Source organism: Sungkyunkwania multivorans, assembly GCF_042675645.1.
In the GTDB taxonomy this organism is placed as follows: Bacteria; Bacteroidota; Bacteroidia; order Flavobacteriales; family Flavobacteriaceae; genus Sungkyunkwania; species Sungkyunkwania multivorans.
The window spans coordinates 750,055-767,263 of record NZ_JBHTJH010000017.1; the positions used below are offsets into that span (position 1 = coordinate 750,055).

21 protein-coding genes are annotated in these 17,209 nt (G+C 41.0%); 18 read left to right on the plus strand and 3 right to left on the minus strand.

From position 1 onward, the window contains the following. Window positions 1-338: 338 nt before the first annotated feature. The 13 genes from ACFQ1M_RS14735 to ACFQ1M_RS14795 all read left to right on the plus strand — a co-directional run bounded on the left by ACFQ1M_RS14735 (window position 339) and on the right by ACFQ1M_RS14795 (window position 7,385). Window positions 339-653, plus strand: coding sequence for a hypothetical protein (locus tag ACFQ1M_RS14735; RefSeq protein WP_386409541.1), 315 nt, complete (start codon window positions 339-341; stop codon window positions 651-653). A gap of 10 nt (window positions 654-663) precedes the next feature. Continuing rightward, a complete protein-coding gene (locus tag ACFQ1M_RS14740) occupies window positions 664-954 on the plus strand; it encodes a hypothetical protein (protein WP_386409543.1) in 291 nt (96 codons plus the stop codon). Between the two features lie 92 nt (window positions 955-1,046). Further along, the gene (locus ACFQ1M_RS14745) at window positions 1,047-1,343 is read left to right on the plus strand and encodes a hypothetical protein (protein ID WP_386409545.1); all 297 of its coding nucleotides are present in this window, start codon (window positions 1,047-1,049) and stop codon (window positions 1,341-1,343) included. Between the two features lie 19 nt (window positions 1,344-1,362). Continuing rightward, window positions 1,363-1,644 (plus strand): hypothetical protein, encoded by a 282-nt coding sequence (locus tag ACFQ1M_RS14750; protein WP_386409547.1) that lies wholly within the window; start codon window positions 1,363-1,365, stop codon window positions 1,642-1,644. A 91-nt stretch (window positions 1,645-1,735) separates the two neighbouring features. Then, window positions 1,736-2,038, plus strand: coding sequence for a hypothetical protein (locus tag ACFQ1M_RS14755; RefSeq protein ID WP_386409549.1), 303 nt, complete (start codon window positions 1,736-1,738; stop codon window positions 2,036-2,038). A gap of 12 nt (window positions 2,039-2,050) precedes the next feature. Beyond that, window positions 2,051-2,326, plus strand: coding sequence for a hypothetical protein (locus tag ACFQ1M_RS14760; protein ID WP_386409551.1), 276 nt, complete (start codon window positions 2,051-2,053; stop codon window positions 2,324-2,326). 76 nt (window positions 2,327-2,402) lie between these two features. Continuing rightward, complete coding sequence (locus ACFQ1M_RS14765) at window positions 2,403-2,663, plus strand: hypothetical protein (protein WP_386409553.1); 261 nt, start codon at window positions 2,403-2,405, stop codon at window positions 2,661-2,663. A gap of 59 nt (window positions 2,664-2,722) precedes the next feature. Further along, complete coding sequence (locus ACFQ1M_RS14770) at window positions 2,723-3,034, plus strand: hypothetical protein (RefSeq protein ID WP_386409555.1); 312 nt, start codon at window positions 2,723-2,725, stop codon at window positions 3,032-3,034. A 60-nt stretch (window positions 3,035-3,094) separates the two neighbouring features. Beyond that, window positions 3,095-3,736: a hypothetical protein gene (locus ACFQ1M_RS14775; RefSeq protein ID WP_386409557.1), complete on the plus strand. Its 642-nt coding sequence runs from the start codon at window positions 3,095-3,097 to the stop codon at window positions 3,734-3,736. Then, window positions 3,711-4,637: a hypothetical protein gene (locus ACFQ1M_RS14780; RefSeq protein ID WP_386409559.1), complete on the plus strand. Its 927-nt coding sequence runs from the start codon at window positions 3,711-3,713 to the stop codon at window positions 4,635-4,637. Before ACFQ1M_RS14775 ends, ACFQ1M_RS14780 begins: the two co-directional genes overlap by 26 nt. A 5-nt stretch (window positions 4,638-4,642) precedes the next feature. Then, on the plus strand, window positions 4,643-5,041 hold the full coding sequence (locus ACFQ1M_RS14785) for a thiol-disulfide oxidoreductase DCC family protein (RefSeq protein ID WP_386409561.1): 399 nt from the start codon (window positions 4,643-4,645) through the stop codon (window positions 5,039-5,041). Between the two features lie 313 nt (window positions 5,042-5,354). Then, the gene (gene bioB / locus ACFQ1M_RS14790; protein ID WP_386409563.1) at window positions 5,355-6,446 is read left to right on the plus strand and encodes a biotin synthase BioB; all 1,092 of its coding nucleotides are present in this window, start codon (window positions 5,355-5,357) and stop codon (window positions 6,444-6,446) included. A gap of 66 nt (window positions 6,447-6,512) precedes the next feature. Then, window positions 6,513-7,385 carry a cupin-like domain-containing protein gene (locus ACFQ1M_RS14795; RefSeq protein WP_386409565.1) on the plus strand — a complete coding sequence of 291 codons (873 nt, stop codon included), beginning with the start codon at window positions 6,513-6,515 and terminating at the stop codon, window positions 7,383-7,385. Here ACFQ1M_RS14795 and ACFQ1M_RS14800 read toward each other — a convergent pair. Then, window positions 7,375-7,851 (minus strand): regulatory protein RecX, encoded by a 477-nt coding sequence (locus tag ACFQ1M_RS14800; protein WP_386409567.1) that lies wholly within the window; start codon window positions 7,849-7,851, stop codon window positions 7,375-7,377. The genes ACFQ1M_RS14795 and ACFQ1M_RS14800 overlap by 11 nt on opposite strands. A 100-nt stretch (window positions 7,852-7,951) precedes the next feature. On the opposite strand from ACFQ1M_RS14800, the gene ACFQ1M_RS14805 reads away from it, so the two are divergent. Then, window positions 7,952-11,395, plus strand: a complete 3,444-nt coding sequence (locus tag ACFQ1M_RS14805) for a lamin tail domain-containing protein (RefSeq protein ID WP_386409568.1) — start codon at window positions 7,952-7,954, stop codon at window positions 11,393-11,395. A 57-nt stretch (window positions 11,396-11,452) separates the two neighbouring features. Here the strand turns inward: ACFQ1M_RS14805 and ACFQ1M_RS14810 are convergent, their stop codons facing one another. After that, window positions 11,453-13,006: an Rne/Rng family ribonuclease gene (locus ACFQ1M_RS14810; protein ID WP_386409570.1), complete on the minus strand. Its 1,554-nt coding sequence runs from the start codon at window positions 13,004-13,006 to the stop codon at window positions 11,453-11,455. A gap of 254 nt (window positions 13,007-13,260) precedes the next feature. Continuing rightward, entirely contained in the window at window positions 13,261-13,551 is a 291-nt protein-coding gene (locus ACFQ1M_RS14815) for an HU family DNA-binding protein (RefSeq protein ID WP_386409572.1), read from the minus strand. A 176-nt stretch (window positions 13,552-13,727) separates the two neighbouring features. Between ACFQ1M_RS14815 and mutY the strand changes: the two genes are divergently transcribed. The 4 genes from mutY to gldD are packed head-to-tail and all read left to right on the plus strand — an operon-like array spanning window position 13,728 to window position 17,114. Continuing rightward, entirely contained in the window at window positions 13,728-14,732 is a 1,005-nt protein-coding gene (gene mutY / locus ACFQ1M_RS14820) for an A/G-specific adenine glycosylase (protein WP_386409574.1), read from the plus strand. A 31-nt stretch (window positions 14,733-14,763) separates the two neighbouring features. Next, on the plus strand, window positions 14,764-15,222 hold the full coding sequence (locus ACFQ1M_RS14825; protein ID WP_386410892.1) for a single-stranded DNA-binding protein: 459 nt from the start codon (window positions 14,764-14,766) through the stop codon (window positions 15,220-15,222). A 24-nt stretch (window positions 15,223-15,246) separates the two neighbouring features. Continuing rightward, window positions 15,247-16,557 carry a gliding motility-associated protein GldE gene (locus tag ACFQ1M_RS14830; RefSeq protein ID WP_386409576.1) on the plus strand — a complete coding sequence of 437 codons (1,311 nt, stop codon included), beginning with the start codon at window positions 15,247-15,249 and terminating at the stop codon, window positions 16,555-16,557. Then, entirely contained in the window at window positions 16,554-17,114 is a 561-nt protein-coding gene (gene gldD / locus ACFQ1M_RS14835; RefSeq protein WP_386409578.1) for a gliding motility lipoprotein GldD, read from the plus strand. Before ACFQ1M_RS14830 ends, gldD begins: the two co-directional genes overlap by 4 nt. Window positions 17,115-17,209: the final 95 nt, after the last annotated feature.

Consider the following 17,209-nt stretch of genomic DNA (forward strand, 5'->3'; position numbering starts at 1 on the left):
ATTTGCTTCGTTTGCATTCTTCTCTTTTCCCCACTTCCTTTATCATTGTTTATAAGCCACTTACCACGTGGTTTTGAAAGCACAATTTTGAATTGGCGATCAATTGAACCAATAAAGTTTTGCTATTGACCAACAAGAAAAAAAGAACAACAAACCAATAACCAGAAAGGACATTTTAAAGTTGCGAATGCCCTTAGGCATAAGTACAAGGTTTCATTTAAGCAAGGCTAAAAGAAACTAAGATCTTACACGCTTGCGAGTCGATGTATAAACGGAGCAATAACCAAGATAGACGTATCCAAACAGCTCTACATTATTAATCTTAAAATTAGTTACAAATGAAAAAAAAAGTAATTGTAATGAGTTTGGCAATATGCTGCTCATTGTCTCTCATGTCTTTTCAAAACTCCAAAGATTTTGAAATTCGAGACAATGATGCCGTTGGAAACATCAATGTGCTAGACCATTTGGAAGTTGACAGTTCAACCGGAGTTGCACCGCAAGCTGCAAAATGGAAAGCTATGGCCAAAATGGTTAAATATGTGGCAGCCGCAGTAGTGGCGGTTACTCTTGGCCAAGAAATGGAAAATAATCCATACCAACTTGCAGAGCTTGAAGCCAAAGCTAGCATGAGGAATTTAGATAACCTTTAGAAAAGAGAAAATGAAGACAAAAATTTTAACCATGGCGATAGCGCTTTCTATGGGAGTTTCGACAATGTCCTTCAAGGCGCTTGAATCAAGTAGTATCGAAAGTTTACAAATTGGTCAAGCAAATAAAATTGAAGGTTATTCTCATGTCGATGGATCGGTTGAACAAGCCGGAAAATTGAAGGCGTTTCTTCGTGTCACCTTTGTGTTATATGAGGTGATTGCCAATCACGAGGCGAGAGCAGCTGATGTGGCGAGAGACCTGGAAAGGGAGATCAAAGCAAATATGCAAAAGCTGGGATAATAGCCAAATTAAAAAACGGGCGGCCCAAGAAAAATTTCAATTTAGAAAGTTTGCCTTGAGCTGCCCTATTAACTAACAATAATCATATTTCAATGAAAAATAAGACAATCATCATAGTATCATGCCTTTTTGCTGCCTTTCTAGTCGGAAGTTTGCAAAACAGCAGCATGAAGAAGGATCATTTAGATATCGGCTATGCCAAAGAGTACAATGATTTCTCTAGCAGTCAAGCAGATCCATTGGAACAGGCAGGAAAGTTTAAACTTGTAAGATTTCTAGCAATCGCTGTTTACGAGTTGGTTTCTATCGCAACACATGAAGCGGCTGCCATAGACTCCCAAGTAAGTCTCGATCAATTGGTGGCATCAAACATGAATTCACTTGATTAATAATCCAAAAACAAAAAAAATGAAAGCAAAGATTTTAACCATGGTCATGGCTCTTTCTTTAGGGATAACGACCATGTCATTCCAGAAATTTGAGACTAAAGATGGACAGAACCTTGAAATAGCTAAGGTCAATCAACTTCAAGAGCAAAATTCTAACAGTAGTACGTTTAAAAGTGCCGCTAATACTTGGGTGGTCATTTGGGTCGTGATCGAGGTGTTAGGCAATCACGAGGCGAGAGCCGTTGATGTTGAAAAAGACATCGAAAAGGAGATTGAAGCGAATATGCAGAAGCTTGGGTAATTGTTAATTTGAAAAAGGGCAGTCCGGCCTAGCGTGTGCATCAGGCATGTTTGTCACGGGCTGCCTATTAAATAACTTAAATAGTTTGAAGATGAAATTAAGAGTAAAAATAATAGGACTTTCAGCAATTACGGCACTAGGTGTCGCATTGTCGAGTGAGAACTTGAATGAAACGGACGAGAGCCGATCACTGTTCTCTTCTGTCTCGTTGTACGATAACTACGCAGTGAGTACGCCAAATTCGAACGTGGTCACCCCTACGATCAATACCGCATTCATTGTCGATGAGCTGATGGCGCGCCAAACACGGATGATCGATATGCACAAAGCGTATTTTGACAACCAGGAAATCGACGAAGCTGAACTATATATGAGAACATTAGACAATTTTTAACAGTATTAGATCATGAAAAAAATAACAGGCATATGCATGGCTGCCGCCATGGGATTAGGAATTGCTATGATCGATAAACCAAAAGAGGATGTTGGTCTAGAAACAGTCGCGTTAGATCTTGCAGATCTTCAAGACTTTGATGTTTCAAAAAAGAGTCCAACGTCACTGCTAAAGCCGACCAATCTCTATCCAGGCGATCCAAGAGCGTGTATGCAGCGAAAAGAAGAGATGATTGACAACGGAAGTCTTGCCAAACATGTACAGACGCAATTTTCAATCCTAGATTAATCATAGTTCTTAGCGACCTCTCGTGTTGCTAGGAGTATAATATAAATTTAATAGTAACCAATTTTAAATGATCGTCATGAGTAAAACTAATGTAATTTTTTGCGCCCTTTTTGTGGGAATCGTTGCAATGCTGTCAAACGGACTTTCTAAAAAGGAGGAATATGCTTCTAACGTAAAGTATTTGTCAACCAGTGATAATGCTATTGTATCGAACAGTATCATTCGAAAAATGATCGAGCCAAAATCGATACAGCTTGTCGCGATGAGAAAGGATTATTTCAATAATTCTCACGGATTGAACGAAACGGTAACTGCGCAAATGACAAGCTTGGATTAAACAACAGTTCCCTTCACATTCAAGTATTTGCAATGTGAAGGGACATAAAAACCAATAAAATGATAAATAAAACAATAATATTCAATACAGCTTTGGTATCAAGTTTCGTACTTACACTCGGTATGAACAACCAGAACCTTAACATCAATGATATATCCATCAACGCAAACGCGCAATACACGACCCAGATGTCTCAAAAGAGCCAACTCGCTCCAAACACAGTTGGCACCACATACTTCGCAAGAGGGTATGTTAAGGCTGCACTCGAGGCCATTTGTCTCGATGAGTTGCTGTTGACAAAGGAATATAAGTTTGACTCAGCTATGAACATCGATGGACTGGTCGAAAAAGAGCTCGCTTCTTTGGATTAGAAGCTATATCGATTGCCTAATGATACTACATTTTAAGAATAGAAAACAAAAGATTTAATAATGAAAAGAAAATTGTTTTACGGATTTATCGGTCTAACATTCTGCTCTTATTGGTTGGCGACCTTGTTTAGCGTGATGCCCAATAATTTCATTAAGTTATCCCACTACAGGTCTCATTTGCTGTTCGATTCCTTTTTTAGGCAGCGGTGGTCTTTTTTCGCCCCGCCGCCAACTTCAAATGACAGGCTCATTTATGAATATGAGACAAATGAAGGCACCGTCGTTGTCGTAGAGGTGCTAGAGGACATTTATAAGAATAAGACAAGCAAAGCGCCCTTTAATAGCAATGAAGATATGATGGAATATATCATAGCGGGAAATGTGCATAGTGTTTCACAATTCTTAGCTAAACACCCCGATATGGTCTTAGCGAAGAGTGAGACACTTGATACCACCACGGTCAAAAAAATTTGGTCGAGCGTTCACAACTCTTCTTCGGTAAAGACATTGATCAATTATGCGGGAATAGTAGCTCAGAAAAACAACATAGCTTTTGATAGTGTACAGATGATGATATCTGAATCCAAAATACAAAAATTCGCGGATCGACATAAGCCAGACACTATAAACACAAAAGAGTTAAAGAATTATTATACATCTAAAAAATTCGGAAAAGATGAAATTATTGAATTTGGAATCTGAGAATAAGTTTGCGATCTATTTGTCGATATTCAGGGTGTTCATAGCCTTTCACTTGTTAAAGAAGATCTTCTTGCAATGGGATTATTTGCCTATTCTGTACAGTAACAAGAGTTTCATCGCGCACTCCGATACTACCAATTTCTTCTCGTTTGTTTTTGAGAATGATTGGTTGAGAGATAATTACACGATTTTCTTAGGGCTCTATGTCTTCATTGTAATAATATATGCCTTTGGCATAGGAAAGAATGTTGTCGCACTGGCACTCTACTTGCTTTACAAGATAAATACGGATCTGAACGGATATGCAGCCAACGGGGGAGATAATCTGCTCGAATTCATTATGCTATATATGATATTTGCTGATAGCTTTAAGTACCTTACTATTAACAAGGTGTCCAAGGTGAAGAATCCATCATTAGAAAAGATCAAAAATGTATTTTCTAACTTGGCTGGATATAGTATAATCATTCATCTGTGTATTGCTTACTTCGTATCCGGTATCAATAAGGCGCATGCAGATGTTTGGTTTAACGGAGTCGCCACCTACTATACCTTTTCACTAGAGAGTTATCAAGGGACAAGCTTCAACAAGAGTTTGGCTCTAAATGGATACTTCGTCACTATCTCTACCTATGCAACCATTTTGATCGAGTTATACTTTCCGGTCTTGGTTTGGTTTAGAAAACTAAGAAACATTATGCTTGTTTTGATGGGAGGCATTCATGTTGGAATTTACATTTTTATGGCTATTTATGATTTCGAGATCTTGTTTTTGAGTACGTATGGGTTCTTTTTCTCGAACGATGAATGGAAGTCATTTCTACGACGAATACTGTCAAAGGTAAAACCGGCTCTTGATAAGCTCAGGATTCCGTATCCACAAGCATTAATTTTGGAATAGAACGTATGTTTAAAGATCAAGTGATATTTGACGGAAAATGTGGGTTTTGCAATAGGACTGTCATGTTTTTGGCTAAAAAGGATGTTGAGAATAAATTCGTTTTTGTTTCAAACGAATCTGAGAAAGGGAAGAAAATATTGGCATCCCATCAATTGTTCAAGGAAATAATAGATGATTCGATAATTGTGATCACTAAAGATGATGACGCATATTTTAGATCTGAAGCCTTTATGTTCTTCTTTAAAGAGATTGCCAAATTAAGAATCTATTATCGGCTGCTAAGACTTGTTCCAATGAAGAATTTGTGCTACAGACTCATTGCTAAGATAAGAAGGAAACTACCAGTCAAAAATACTTGCGAGTTTATTACTGATACTAATTTCTCCAAAAAATTCATTCATTAGAATTATGAAAAAGACGTTAAAGGTTTCTTTTAGAATACTCATATTCGGCATTTTATTTTTTGCGCATCTTGCTTTTTGGCATGGTTGCTCAATACCATAATAGAGGGGTAATTGAATTTCAATAGGGACCACTGGGGTGCCCCCCCGGTGGTTCTTTCTATAGATGAAAGCAATTTTAAGAATAAGAAATCGTCAATACATTTGTTTTTCGGAAAAGTCATTGATTCATTCTCTATGGTTCAAATAAATATAATCTAGTTCTCTATTTTACTTATCTAATTTCCTATTTTTGATTAAGAATAAGAACGAACCTATGAGTGAGATACGACACAACTGGACCAAAGAGGAGATACTAGCGATATACAACAAACCATTCATGGAATTGCTCTACGAGGCGGCAAGTGTACATCGTAAACATCATGACCCAAACACCGTTCAAGTCTCTACATTATTGTCGATAAAAACGGGAGGCTGCCCCGAAGATTGTGGCTACTGTCCGCAGGCGGCGCGCTACCATACCGATATCGAAGGTAATGACCTAATGACCGTGCAGCAGGTGAAGGCGCAGGCACTCCGCGCCAAAGAATCTGGAAGTTCAAGAGTATGCATGGGAGCCGCATGGCGTAATGTAAAGGATGGTGCCGAATTCGATCAGGTACTCGAAATGGTACGGACCATCAATAAGCTAGATATGGAAGTATGTTGTACGCTGGGGATGGTCACAGAAAATCAGGCCAAACGCCTTGCAGAAGCTGGTCTATATGCCTACAATCACAATTTGGATACTTCCGAAGAATACTATAAGGAGGTCATCTCTACACGCGGTTATGAAGATCGCCTACAAACCATAGAAAATGTTCGTAAGACCAACGTCACGGTTTGTAGTGGTGGAATTATAGGCATGGGTGAGAAGGTAGCGGATAGAGCGGGGATGTTGGTTGCGCTGGCCACCTTAAATCCACAACCAGAATCCGTGCCGATCAATGCCTTGGTCGCGGTCGAAGGAACGCCTTTGGAAGACCAGCAGTCTGTAGAGATATGGGAAATGATCCGAATGGTAGCGACTACCCGTATTGTAATGCCAGAAACCCAAGTGCGACTCTCGGCAGGAAGGACGCAGATGTCTAGAGAAGGGCAAGCGATGTGTTTCTTCGCGGGAGCGAACTCTATATTTGCTGGAGATAAATTGCTTACAACCCCCAACCCCGATGTCAATGAAGACATGAAAATGTTCGAGGCCTTGGGATTGAATCCTCAAAAGCCATTCACCAAAAAGGTACAACCTCAAACGGTCGAGGCAAAGGATTCAGAATATCAAGAACTGGGGGAAAAGCCCAAATGGACACGTCCTGGACACACAATAGAGCGAAACGAAACCGCGAAGAAAAAAGCCAAGCTTTCCTAAAGAAGAATATAACCTAGATAACCAACAATTTCTTAACTTCACCAACTTTAAGTAAATATTTGGGGCTTGAAATTGAATCTACAAGAGATACCAAGAGTACGTGATATCGCCAAAGAAACCTTTGTTCGCGATTACTTGAAACCACAAAGACCGGTGGTTCTCGAAGGCTTTATCGAGGATTGGCCGGCCTATCGCAAGTGGAGTCTAGACTATATGAAAGAGAAGGCTGGTCATAAAACGGTACCATTATATGATGATCGGCCAGTAAATCATAAAGAAGGTTTCAATGAACCGCACGCCAAAATGAAGTTGGCAGCGTATGTGGATCTCTTGAAACGCGAGCCTACCAGATATCGTATTTTTCTTTGGAATATCCTAAAAGAAATCCCTGAACTTCGTGAGGATTTTGGTTATCCAGATATCGGGATGCGTTTTATGAAAGGACTTCCCATGCTGTTCTTCGGAGGGCGTGATTCCTATACCTTTATGCATTACGATACCGATTTAGCTAATATTTTGCACTTTCACTTCGAAGGTAGGAAGCAGTGTATTCTCTTTTCGCAATCGCAGAATCGATATATGTACAAAGTTCCTCATTCTACCATCGCCCGAGAGGATATTGATTTTTACGATCCCGATTTAGAAAAATGGCCAGCGCTCAAAAAAGCCAAAGGTTATGTCACCGAATTGAATCATGGCGATGTCTTGTTCATGCCCGAAGGATATTGGCATTATATGCGTTATATCACACCAGGGTTCTCCATGAGCTTGCGCAGCATAACGCGCAACCCAAAGTTCTTTGGTAAGGCGCTTTACAATCTCCTTATTATGCGCCATTTTGATGTGCTAATGAGAAAAATGAAAGGCCAATCGTGGATCGATCATAAGAATGAGCAGGCAGTTATAAGAACGCATAAGAGAAACGGCATCAAGGTATAAATTCTCGTACTTTCTCATAGACCAAATAGGATTCCCATCCTCTGTAGAGTAAATAATCTGTGAGCTTTTTTCTGCGTTTATAGATATTGGTCTCCTTCAACGATTTTAATCTCTTATCGCACAACTCATTGATTTTCAATAAATAATCTTCTTCCGATATTTCGCTAAGAGCCGAATTTATATTAAATTTGGAAACATTTCGCAGTTTTAACTCCCGAACTATCCGGTTTCTCCCCCAGCCCTTCTGACTAAACTTCCCACGTGCAAAAGATTTTGCAAAACGCTCTTCGTTGAGGTAATTGTTGTGGATCAAGTTGCTAACAATGACATCGATCGCCTCTGGGATCATGTTCAGTCTTTGCAGTTTGTCGATAACTTCTTGATGACACCGTTCTTGATAAGCGCAATAGTGCTCTAGCTTTTTTTGCGCCTCAGAAACCGTATATGATTTTCGTGTATTCACCATGCAAATTAAGGACCTTATGTTAATAATTACAAACGAAAATTATTGGATAAAAGGGTCATTTTTTCGATGTTTGGAAAAATGTTCCATTTGCCCCATTGCCATGAAAAAAAAATTGCCCTTTTTGGTGCTTTTGCTATTCTCTATATATGCGAATAGTCAAACTACCTTATCCGCGGGAGAAATTGCCATCACCGGTTTTAATGCCGACAATCCCGATGAGTTAACATTTGTCCTACTCACCGATGTTACCAACGGAACCGAGATCAACTTTACCGATAATGGTTGGATCACATCTACCAGTAGCTTGCGATCTGGCGAGGGAACCATCCTATGGACTGCTACCTCCGATCTAAGTTGTGGAACGGAAATTACGATTACAGGAACCTCTACCGCAAGCAGTGGAACAGCAAGTGGAAGCGGGAGCTATGCGCTCTCTACTTCGGGAGATCAAATATTGGCCTATCAGGGTACCGCAGGCTCCCCAGTCTTTATTTATGCCATCACCTTTGATAGCTCCGGTTGGTCTACGACCTCTTCAGGAGGTAATATCACAGGACTGCCGGCTGGACTTACAGACGCCGTAAATGCCGTCAATGTCGGCGAAATAGACAATGGAGAGTATGACCAAGCTTGTACAAATAGCAATAGCGGTGCAGCAACCATCCTGGCCGATGTTTCAAATGCAGCCAATTGGACCTTGAATAATGTGCGAATCCCTGGTCTTGGCGGATGTGTATATAGCTGCGCCCCAACGTGTACGCCTGCTACCATATCTTCCGTATCGCCCACCGAAGGTCCGGCAGGCACCGTAGTTGCTATTACTGCTTCTGCTGGCGACCTATCAGGCGCTACCGCGACCATCGACGGTGTTGGTGCGACAGTGATCTCTGCCACTGCCATGCAAATGCTGATCGAAATACCCACTGGAGCCAGTACTGGCGATATCGTTATCACCGATGGGCAACCTTGTGATGCCACCTTTTCTACCTTCACTGTAATCGACAACGAAACATCGACCTGTGATCTTACTGGAACAGGAACCTTTACCGATCTGTTTATTTCTGAAGTGACAGATGCATCGACTGGGTCACTTTCCTATATAGAGATCTATAATGCAACGGGTGCCACTGTTGATATGACGGATTATATCATTCGAATTCAAAACAATGGTGGGCCAGCTTTTACAGATATCCCTTTGACCGGGACATTGGCTGATAACGACTCCTTTACTCTGGCAACGGCTGTAGGAACGGGATGTGCTGTAACAGGCGGAGACGGAAGCCTTGCTGATCAGAACGACGTGAGTACAGGTGTCAATAACAATGATTGTATCTCTTTAAGAGACGCGACAACAACAACCTTGATCGATCTTTGGGGAGTATGTGACGGAAGCAGTTGGATCAATGCGCTTGGATTGGGAAGCGAAGGATATGACTTTCAAAGAAGAGCAACTGCAACTGCACCGAGCACTACGTTCGACTCTAATGACTGGACCATATTGGACTATGCCTCTTGTAATGATAACTATACCGATATTGAGACCTATGATGGTACCAGATCCGCTCCAACGATTACATCGCAGCCATCACTGTCCTTAGCATCTTGTGGAATTGCCACTTCGTTAACAGTGGCTGGAACCGAGGCTGTTGCTGGGTCGGCTGGACTTGCGTATCAGTGGTATGTGAGTGCTCCAGGAGATGCGGGTTGGACAGCGCTTACAGATACGGGCGTATACACAGGCAGTACAGCGATGACTCTTAACATAAGTTCTGTGATAGGGCTGGATGGACATCAGTATTACTGTCAGTTGCGCGAAGATGACGCCACATGCTATACAGCAACAGAATCTTCAAGCATCGACCTTAGTATGGTATTTTCTACTTGGAATGGCGCAGCTTGGGATACCATTCCTGATAACACTAGAATTACATTGATCGATGGCGACTTCAACACTGTTACCGATGGCGATATCGAAGCTTGTTCTTTGTTCGTACTTTCGGGAGCGACCATGAATGTAAATGCTGGAGATTATATTCGTATTCAGAATGACCTAACGGTAGAAGGAGATCTGCAAATATTACATGAGGGATCATTGGTCATGGTAGACGATAGTGGCGTTGTCACAGTGAATGGAAATCTAGAGGTACATAAAACAACCGAAACGCTTACCGCATGGTATGACTATACGTACTGGTCATCTCCTTCGACAAATGAAACCTTAGGAAATGTTTTTTCTGGAATGCCAGCCGACAGAATATACAGATTTAACACAGCTACTTTTAATGATAGTAATGGCGATGGAAGTGATGATGAGGGGGATGATTGGATAAATGTCAATGGGGCAACCACAATGACGCCAGGTGTAGGATATATCTCCATGGCCTCTTTAAGTGTAACCTATCCCGGTACGAATAATATTGTGTTCAACGGAGCCGTCAACAACGGACTTGTTCAACCCACGGTAATTCGCAATGGCGGCCTGGGCGGAAATGATGATTGGAACCTATTGGGAAATCCTTATCCATCTGCCATTGATGCCGACCTTTTTCTCGGCGATGTCGCCAACATACCGATATTGGACGGGACCATTTATTTCTGGGTGCATAATCTTCCACCAGATGCAGGTAATCCAGGGCCTTATGGACAAAATTTTTCTACAGACGATTATGCTTCCTATGCATTCGGACTTGGCACTGGTACTGCTGCTGTTTCCGGCGGAAGTATCCCAACAGGAAATATAGCATCGGGCCAGTCGTTCTTTGTTGAGAGTTTGGACAACGGGCTGGCCACCTTCGATAACGCTATGCGGATGACTACCGGAAATGATGATTTCTTTAGGACCACTTCGAACGAAGTCAATAACAAAGATCTAATATGGCTGAACTTAACTAATGAGGAAGGCGCCTTCAGTCAAATTTTAATAGGATTTACCGACGAGGCTACTTTTGGACAGGATCGCGGATATGATGGTAAGCGTTTCGCTGGTGGCTTTGTTTCTTTATATTCAATCATCGAAAACGAGATCTTCGCCATTCAAAGTAGGCCTTCGCTAGCAGAAGAGGACATCGTACCTATTGGATTTAGCAGTCTTATGGATGGTCAAAGCAATTTTAGTATTCAAATAGACCAAATTCAAGGGACTAAGCTCGAGGGTTATGAGGTGCTCTTAAAGGATGGTCTGACGAATGTGCTTCACGACCTTCGACAAGGCAGTTACCAGTTTGAAGATGTGACCGGTACCTTTAACGATCGTTTTGAACTTATTTTTCGTAAAGCTACATCTTTGGGTCTCAATAATGTTGAGGAGAAGCAACGGAGCCTAGTGATCACTTCGACGGAAAAGAAGACCAGCATATTCTTTACTGATCAAAGTCTGATCTCTCGTATTGAAATTTATGACTTGTTAGGTAGAAATGTTGTCGATGAATATTTTGACATTGGAAAAGAGAAGGTCTCCGTACGTCTAAACGAAGGTCGTATCTACATTGTCAAGGTTATCTCAGCGGATGGGAATAGCACGGCCAACAAATATGTTTATAAGTAAAGAGCAAGAAAAAATGACAAAAAAAAGCGCCCGTCATGATTGACGGGCGCTTTTCTATTACTTTAAGGTGTTTCCTTCATTATCAAGGAAACGATACTCTAAATACGTGTAAGCATCTCTAGGTTGTATTTTTACCCATTTTTTGTGCTCTAAGAACCACTTAGAGCGTACGGATGGAAATCCTTTGGTTAGGTATGCTGCTATAAAGGGATGCGCATTCAGGACGATGCCGTTTTTTGCCTTCCCGTTATGGCCTAGAATTCTTTCTAGATCAGACCCGATTTTATCCACTAGTACTATCGGAGCTTCAACTTCTCCTTCTTTATTAGCATTCGGATTTTTCTCATGAGTCTTAATGGCCATTTCAGGCCGTACTCGTTGTCTGGTGATCTGTATCAATCCAAACTTACTCGGAGGCAAGATCTTGTGTTTTGCTCTGTCTCCTTTCATTTCTTCTTTCAGATGATCAAATAGTTTTTTGCGATTGTCGGAATTGTTCATATCGATAAAGTCGATGACGATGATTCCGCCCATATCTCTCAATCTAAGTTGTCTTGCAACTTCTGAAGCAGCAATGAGGTTGACCTCCAATGCAGTGTCTTCTTGATTTTTCGCTTTGTTTGATCGGTTTCCACTATTGACGTCAATGACGTGAAGGGCTTCGGTGTGCTCTATCACCAAATATGCTCCCTTGCTCATGGAAACAGTACGTCCAAAAGAAGTTTTGATCTGTCGCTCTATTCCATATTTCTCAAAAATAGGAACAGATGACTTGTACAATTTCACTATGGACTCTTTTTTAGGTGCTATCTCGCTTAGATAGTCCTTAATTTCCAAAGCCAGTGTTTCATCATCCACATGGATACCAGTGAACGAATCGTCAAAAATGTCTCTTAATATTGAAGAGGCACGATTCAATTCGCTTAGTACCTTGGAAGGATGTCCTGCCCTTGGAAGTTTTCTGCACATCGCAGTCCAACGATTTAATAAATTGTGCAGGTCTCTGTCTAGTTCAGCTGTTTTTTTGCCTTGAGCCACTGTTCGTACGATCACACCAAACCCTTTGGGTCTGATGCTCTGGACCAACCTCTTTAGTCGATCTTTTTCTTCTTTGCTATCTATCTTTTGCGAGATAGAGATACGGTCAGAAAAAGGGACTAAAACGATGTATCTACCGGCGATGGACAATTCCGAACTAATTCGGGGTCCTTTGGTAGAAATAGGTTCCTTTACGATCTGTACGAGCAGACTTTGATTGGAATGTAACGCATCAACGATACGACCATCTTTATCGATATCTGGCTCAAATGGGAAATCTTTTAAAGTGAAATCCTTTAATTTACCTGTGCTTACACGTTTTACGAATTTCAACAATGAGGGTAATTTTGGGCCAAGGTCGTGATAGTGCAAAAATGCATCTTTCTCATAACCGACATTTACAAATGCCGCGTTGAGCCCAGGAACAGGTTTTCGTATTTTGGCTAGAAAAATATCGCCAACAGAAAACTTGTTATCGTCTCCTTCATTGTGTAATTCAATGAGTTTTCCATCCTTTAGTAAGGCAAAATCTACTTCAGAGGAACCAGATCTAATGATCAATTCATTATTCACCCTGATTCAATTTTTATCCCGAAAATTCGAGATGGATTAAACAATAATTTTTTCACAGGTTTTTAACCTATTGAGGCGACTATCTGATAGGGCCTCGTTTTCAAAGAACGGTTCTTTTGTAAAAAGAAAAAGTAGTCTACAACTACTTTTTCTTGTGGCGGTTTGCTCTTCTTCTTTTTTTACGCTTGTGCGTGGCTACCTTGTGCCTTTTTCTTTTTTTACCACTCGGCATAATTAATTGTCTGTTATTTTAGTTATTTTACTTCTATGTTGGTCTTAACTCCTTCTACAAATACTTTCGCAGGTTTAAATGCCGGAATGTTGTGTGCAGGAATCTTGATCGTTGTGTTCTTCGAGATGTTTCTTCCGGTCTTTTCAGCCCTTGTCTTGATGATAAAGCTACCAAAACCTCTCAAATACACGTTATCACCATTCTCTAATGAAGACTTAACTTCTTCCATAAAAGATTCAACTACAGTTTGAACCTCTGCTTTTTCCATTCCATTCTTCTCTGAAATCTTTGCTACGATGTCCGCTTTTGTCATTTTGAATAAATTTAAAATTGTTTTTAGATTTAGGGTTTTAGGGGTTGCAAATATATAAATTAATTTAATTAATCTTTCAATCTGCAAGCATTTAATATTTAACTAAATAAACTTACTTTTCAAGAAATTATTATCTGCGCGTGAAAATTCGTAAAAAACTGATAGCATGGTATTTAATGCACAAGAGACCCTTGCCTTGGAGGGAGACCCAAGACCCCTATAAAATATGGCTCTCCGAAATTATGTTGCAACAAACACGTGTCGAACAGGGAATGCCGTACTATTTTAAATTCCTTGAAGCCTTTCCTTCGGTTCACGATTTGGCCAATGCTACCGAAGGGGAAGTGCTAAAGCTATGGCAAGGCTTGGGATACTACTCACGTGCGCGAAACCTCCATGAGACGGCCAAACATGTGTCCAAGAGTTTGAACGGACAATTTCCAAGAACCTATAAAGAGCTTATAAAGCTGAAGGGTGTTGGGGATTATACGGCCAGTGCCATTGCTTCTATTTGCTTTAATGAAGCCACTCCGGTGGTAGATGGCAATGTATATAGAGTGCTTTCAAGATATTACGGTATCAGAACCCCTATCAATTCTACCAGTGGAATAAAGGAATTCAAGGCACTAGCCGAAGAATTGATCGATAAAGAGCGGCCAGCGACCTTTAATCAGGCGATCATGGAATTCGGTGCAATTCAGTGTAAGCCACAAAATCCCTACTGTCTGCATTGCCCACTAAATGATAGTTGCATGGCCTTGGCGACCAGCAAGGTAAAAGAGCTTCCCATAAAACTGAAAAAAGGCAAAATAAAAAGGCGTTTCTTTAACTATTTGGTGATGATCTCTGACGATGATGAGACTCAGCTTCAGCAACGCACCAAAAAAGGAATATGGCAACACCTCTACGAATTTCCTTTGATCGAAGCAGAGAAAAAACTATCGAAGAAAGAACTTTTAGAACTTCAAGGATTCAAGGACCTTGTAAAGGATAACAACTTTAAGGTTTCCCTGTATAATGATGAGGAAGTGATTCATAAGTTGTCCCATCAGCACTTGCATACACAATTTTGGATAGTGCTTGTGAATGAGATAAAAAAGGGGGCGATCCCTATTTCTAACATAAAAAAGTACCCTGTTCCGATACTAATTGATAATTTTGTCGAAGAATTCAATTTTTAGTACATTTGATTGAAACCTAATTTTATAAATGATGAGTGGTACATTGAACAAAGTAATGCTGATAGGGCATTTAGGCGATGAGGTAAAGATGCATTATTTTGAAGGTGGGGGCAGTATCGGTCGTTTTCCACTTGCCACCAATGAGACCTATACCAATCGAACTACCGGCGAGCGTGTTACAAACACCGAATGGCATAATATTGTAGTTAGAAATAAGGCTGCGGAGATTTGCGAAAAATACCTTAGCAAAGGCGACCGTATCTATGTAGAAGGACGCATCAAGACACGACAATGGCAAGATGACAGCGGTAACACGCGTTATTCCACGGAGATTCAAGCAACAGACTTCACCTTTCTAACTACCAAGAAAGAAGGGCAACCGGCAGATGGTATTCCTGCAAAACCAGCTCAAGGAAGCGCTCAGCCACAACAGCCACAGACTTCGGACCCCGTTGTTTCGACCCCCGAAGATGATGACCTACCATTCTAAGAAAGTAGAACCAATCTTTAACCTTTGGACCCGGAACCCTCGAGTTTATTCCTTTTACAGAATACCATGCTAAGTAGCACCGTCATTATTGAGATATTGGTGCTATTCCTTCTTTTGCTGTGTTCTGCAATGGTGTCGGGAGCGGAAGTGGCGTTTTTTTCACTTGCCTCCGCAGAACTCTCAGAAGCAAGCGAATCTGGTTCAAGGAGGCGAAAGATCGTCGCCCGACTTTTGGAGACTCCAAAGCGTCTACTCGCCACCATTTTGGTAGCCAATAACTTTATCAACATTGCCATTGTTCTATTGTTCGATGCCATTGGAGAAGTTTTCTTTGATGGACTAGATACCGCAGCTAGAATTTTTATCGAAGTCGGAATTGTCACTTCGCTGATCTTGATCTTTGGAGAGATCCTTCCAAAGATCTACGCAAGCCGAAACCGCATTAGCTTTTCTTCATTCATGGCCTATCCGCTCAACGTTCTGGACAAGACCCTTAGACTGGTCACTTCTCCTATGAGCGCATTTACCAGCTATGTCGAGGAGAAGTTTGGTAGACAAAAGACAAATATCTCTGTAGACCATCTTTCGCAGGCCCTCGAGCTAGCTTCTGAAGAGGACACCACCAAAGAGGAGCAGAAGATATTACAGGGAATTGTCTCTTTTGGAAATACCGATACGAAACAAGTGATGCGCCCTAGAATTGATATGTTTGCTCTTTCGGATGAGATGTCCTTCTCCCAAATCATCCCTGAGATAATAAAGCATGGATACTCCCGCATTCCGGTATATCAAGATAATATGGATACGGTCACAGGTGTTCTATATGTGAAGGACCTGTTGCCACATATCGATCAAAAAGAGTTTGACTGGTTGGACCTATTAAGAGAGACCTATTTTGTTCCAGAGAACAAGAAATTGGATGACCTCCTGAAAGAGTTTCAAGAGAAAAAGATTCACTTGGCCATTGTCGTTGACGAATACGGAGGTACGTCTGGCTTGGTGACCTTGGAGGACATTATAGAGGAAATAGTAGGGGATATTAGCGATGAATTTGATGATGAGGATCTGATCTATTCAAAACTGGATGAACATAACTACGTTTTTGAGGGTAAAACATCTTTAAAAGATTTTTACAGAGTGATCAAAATAGAAGATGAGACGATCTTTGAAGAAGCGAAAGGGGAGTCCGAGACCATCGCAGGATTTGTTCTGGAGATATCGGGTGGATTTCCTCGTCGAGGAAATAAAATAAGCTTCAAGGATTACACGTTTACTGTTGAAGCGTTGGACCGAAAGCGCATCAAACAATTAAAGGTAACACTTCCAAAAAAATGAGATTGAAACAGCTTTTCTCAGTTATTCTTTTCACTGCGATATTAGGGAGTTGCGGAGACGAAGTGCTACCAAAACCCAAAGCCTACCTGCAATTGGAATACCCAGCCCACCAATATGAGACACTTCGATCCAAATGCCCCTATATTTTTGAAAAGAGTGTGTATGCAAAGCTTGAAGATAAAGGTAAATGTTGGGTGAATTTGGTGTATCCAAAGATGAAGGCAACGATATATTTGTCATATTATCCTGTGACCAATAACATCGACTCTTTGTTAAGGGACGCCCAAAAATTGGCGTTGGACCATACGATCAAAGCACAGGGCATCATCGATCAACCTTTTGTGAATCCCGATGACAAGGTGTATGGAAATTTTTACAGTATACAGGGAGATGCGGCCTCGCAGTCGCACTTTTATCTAACAGACAGTACCGATCATTTCTTCACCGGCTCGCTATATTTTTATAGCAAACCCAATTACGATTCGATCTATCCCGCAGCGGTTTATCTGCAAAAGGATATTCGCAAGATCATGGAAAGCTTCCGATGGAAAGAATAAGGACAAAAAGCCAGATCTACAGAGATATTCTTGTTTTGTGAGGCTCCATCTTTATTCAGCCTCGACTTCGCTATAGTTGCACAAAATACTAGTAG

Excerpts from the sequence above, each read along its gene's own strand:
- ACFQ1M_RS14755 (WP_386409549.1), top strand. The coding sequence starts at position 1,736 with ATGAAATTAAGAGTAAAAATAATAGGACTTTCAGCAATTACGGCACTA.
- ACFQ1M_RS14740 (WP_386409543.1), top strand. The coding sequence starts at position 664 with ATGAAGACAAAAATTTTAACCATGGCGATAGCGCTTTCTATGGGAGTT.
- ACFQ1M_RS14800 (WP_386409567.1), bottom strand. The coding sequence starts at position 7,851 with ATGGTGAATACACGAAAATCATATACGGTTTCTGAGGCGCAAAAAAAG.
- ACFQ1M_RS14735 (WP_386409541.1), top strand. The coding sequence starts at position 339 with ATGAAAAAAAAAGTAATTGTAATGAGTTTGGCAATATGCTGCTCATTG.
- ACFQ1M_RS14805 (WP_386409568.1), top strand. The coding sequence starts at position 7,952 with ATGAAAAAAAAATTGCCCTTTTTGGTGCTTTTGCTATTCTCTATATAT.
- mutY (WP_386409574.1), top strand. The coding sequence starts at position 13,728 with ATGCACAAGAGACCCTTGCCTTGGAGGGAGACCCAAGACCCCTATAAA.
- gldD (WP_386409578.1), top strand. The coding sequence starts at position 16,554 with ATGAGATTGAAACAGCTTTTCTCAGTTATTCTTTTCACTGCGATATTA.
- ACFQ1M_RS14780 (WP_386409559.1), top strand. The coding sequence starts at position 3,711 with ATGAAATTATTGAATTTGGAATCTGAGAATAAGTTTGCGATCTATTTG.
- ACFQ1M_RS14745 (WP_386409545.1), top strand. The coding sequence starts at position 1,047 with ATGAAAAATAAGACAATCATCATAGTATCATGCCTTTTTGCTGCCTTT.
- ACFQ1M_RS14770 (WP_386409555.1), top strand. The coding sequence starts at position 2,723 with ATGATAAATAAAACAATAATATTCAATACAGCTTTGGTATCAAGTTTC.
- bioB (WP_386409563.1), top strand. The coding sequence starts at position 5,355 with ATGAGTGAGATACGACACAACTGGACCAAAGAGGAGATACTAGCGATA.
- ACFQ1M_RS14785 (WP_386409561.1), top strand. The coding sequence starts at position 4,643 with ATGTTTAAAGATCAAGTGATATTTGACGGAAAATGTGGGTTTTGCAAT.
- ACFQ1M_RS14760 (WP_386409551.1), top strand. The coding sequence starts at position 2,051 with ATGAAAAAAATAACAGGCATATGCATGGCTGCCGCCATGGGATTAGGA.
- ACFQ1M_RS14815 (WP_386409572.1), bottom strand. The coding sequence starts at position 13,551 with ATGACAAAAGCGGACATCGTAGCAAAGATTTCAGAGAAGAATGGAATG.
- ACFQ1M_RS14825 (WP_386410892.1), top strand. The coding sequence starts at position 14,764 with ATGAGTGGTACATTGAACAAAGTAATGCTGATAGGGCATTTAGGCGAT.
- ACFQ1M_RS14775 (WP_386409557.1), top strand. The coding sequence starts at position 3,095 with ATGAAAAGAAAATTGTTTTACGGATTTATCGGTCTAACATTCTGCTCT.
- ACFQ1M_RS14765 (WP_386409553.1), top strand. The coding sequence starts at position 2,403 with ATGAGTAAAACTAATGTAATTTTTTGCGCCCTTTTTGTGGGAATCGTT.
- ACFQ1M_RS14750 (WP_386409547.1), top strand. The coding sequence starts at position 1,363 with ATGAAAGCAAAGATTTTAACCATGGTCATGGCTCTTTCTTTAGGGATA.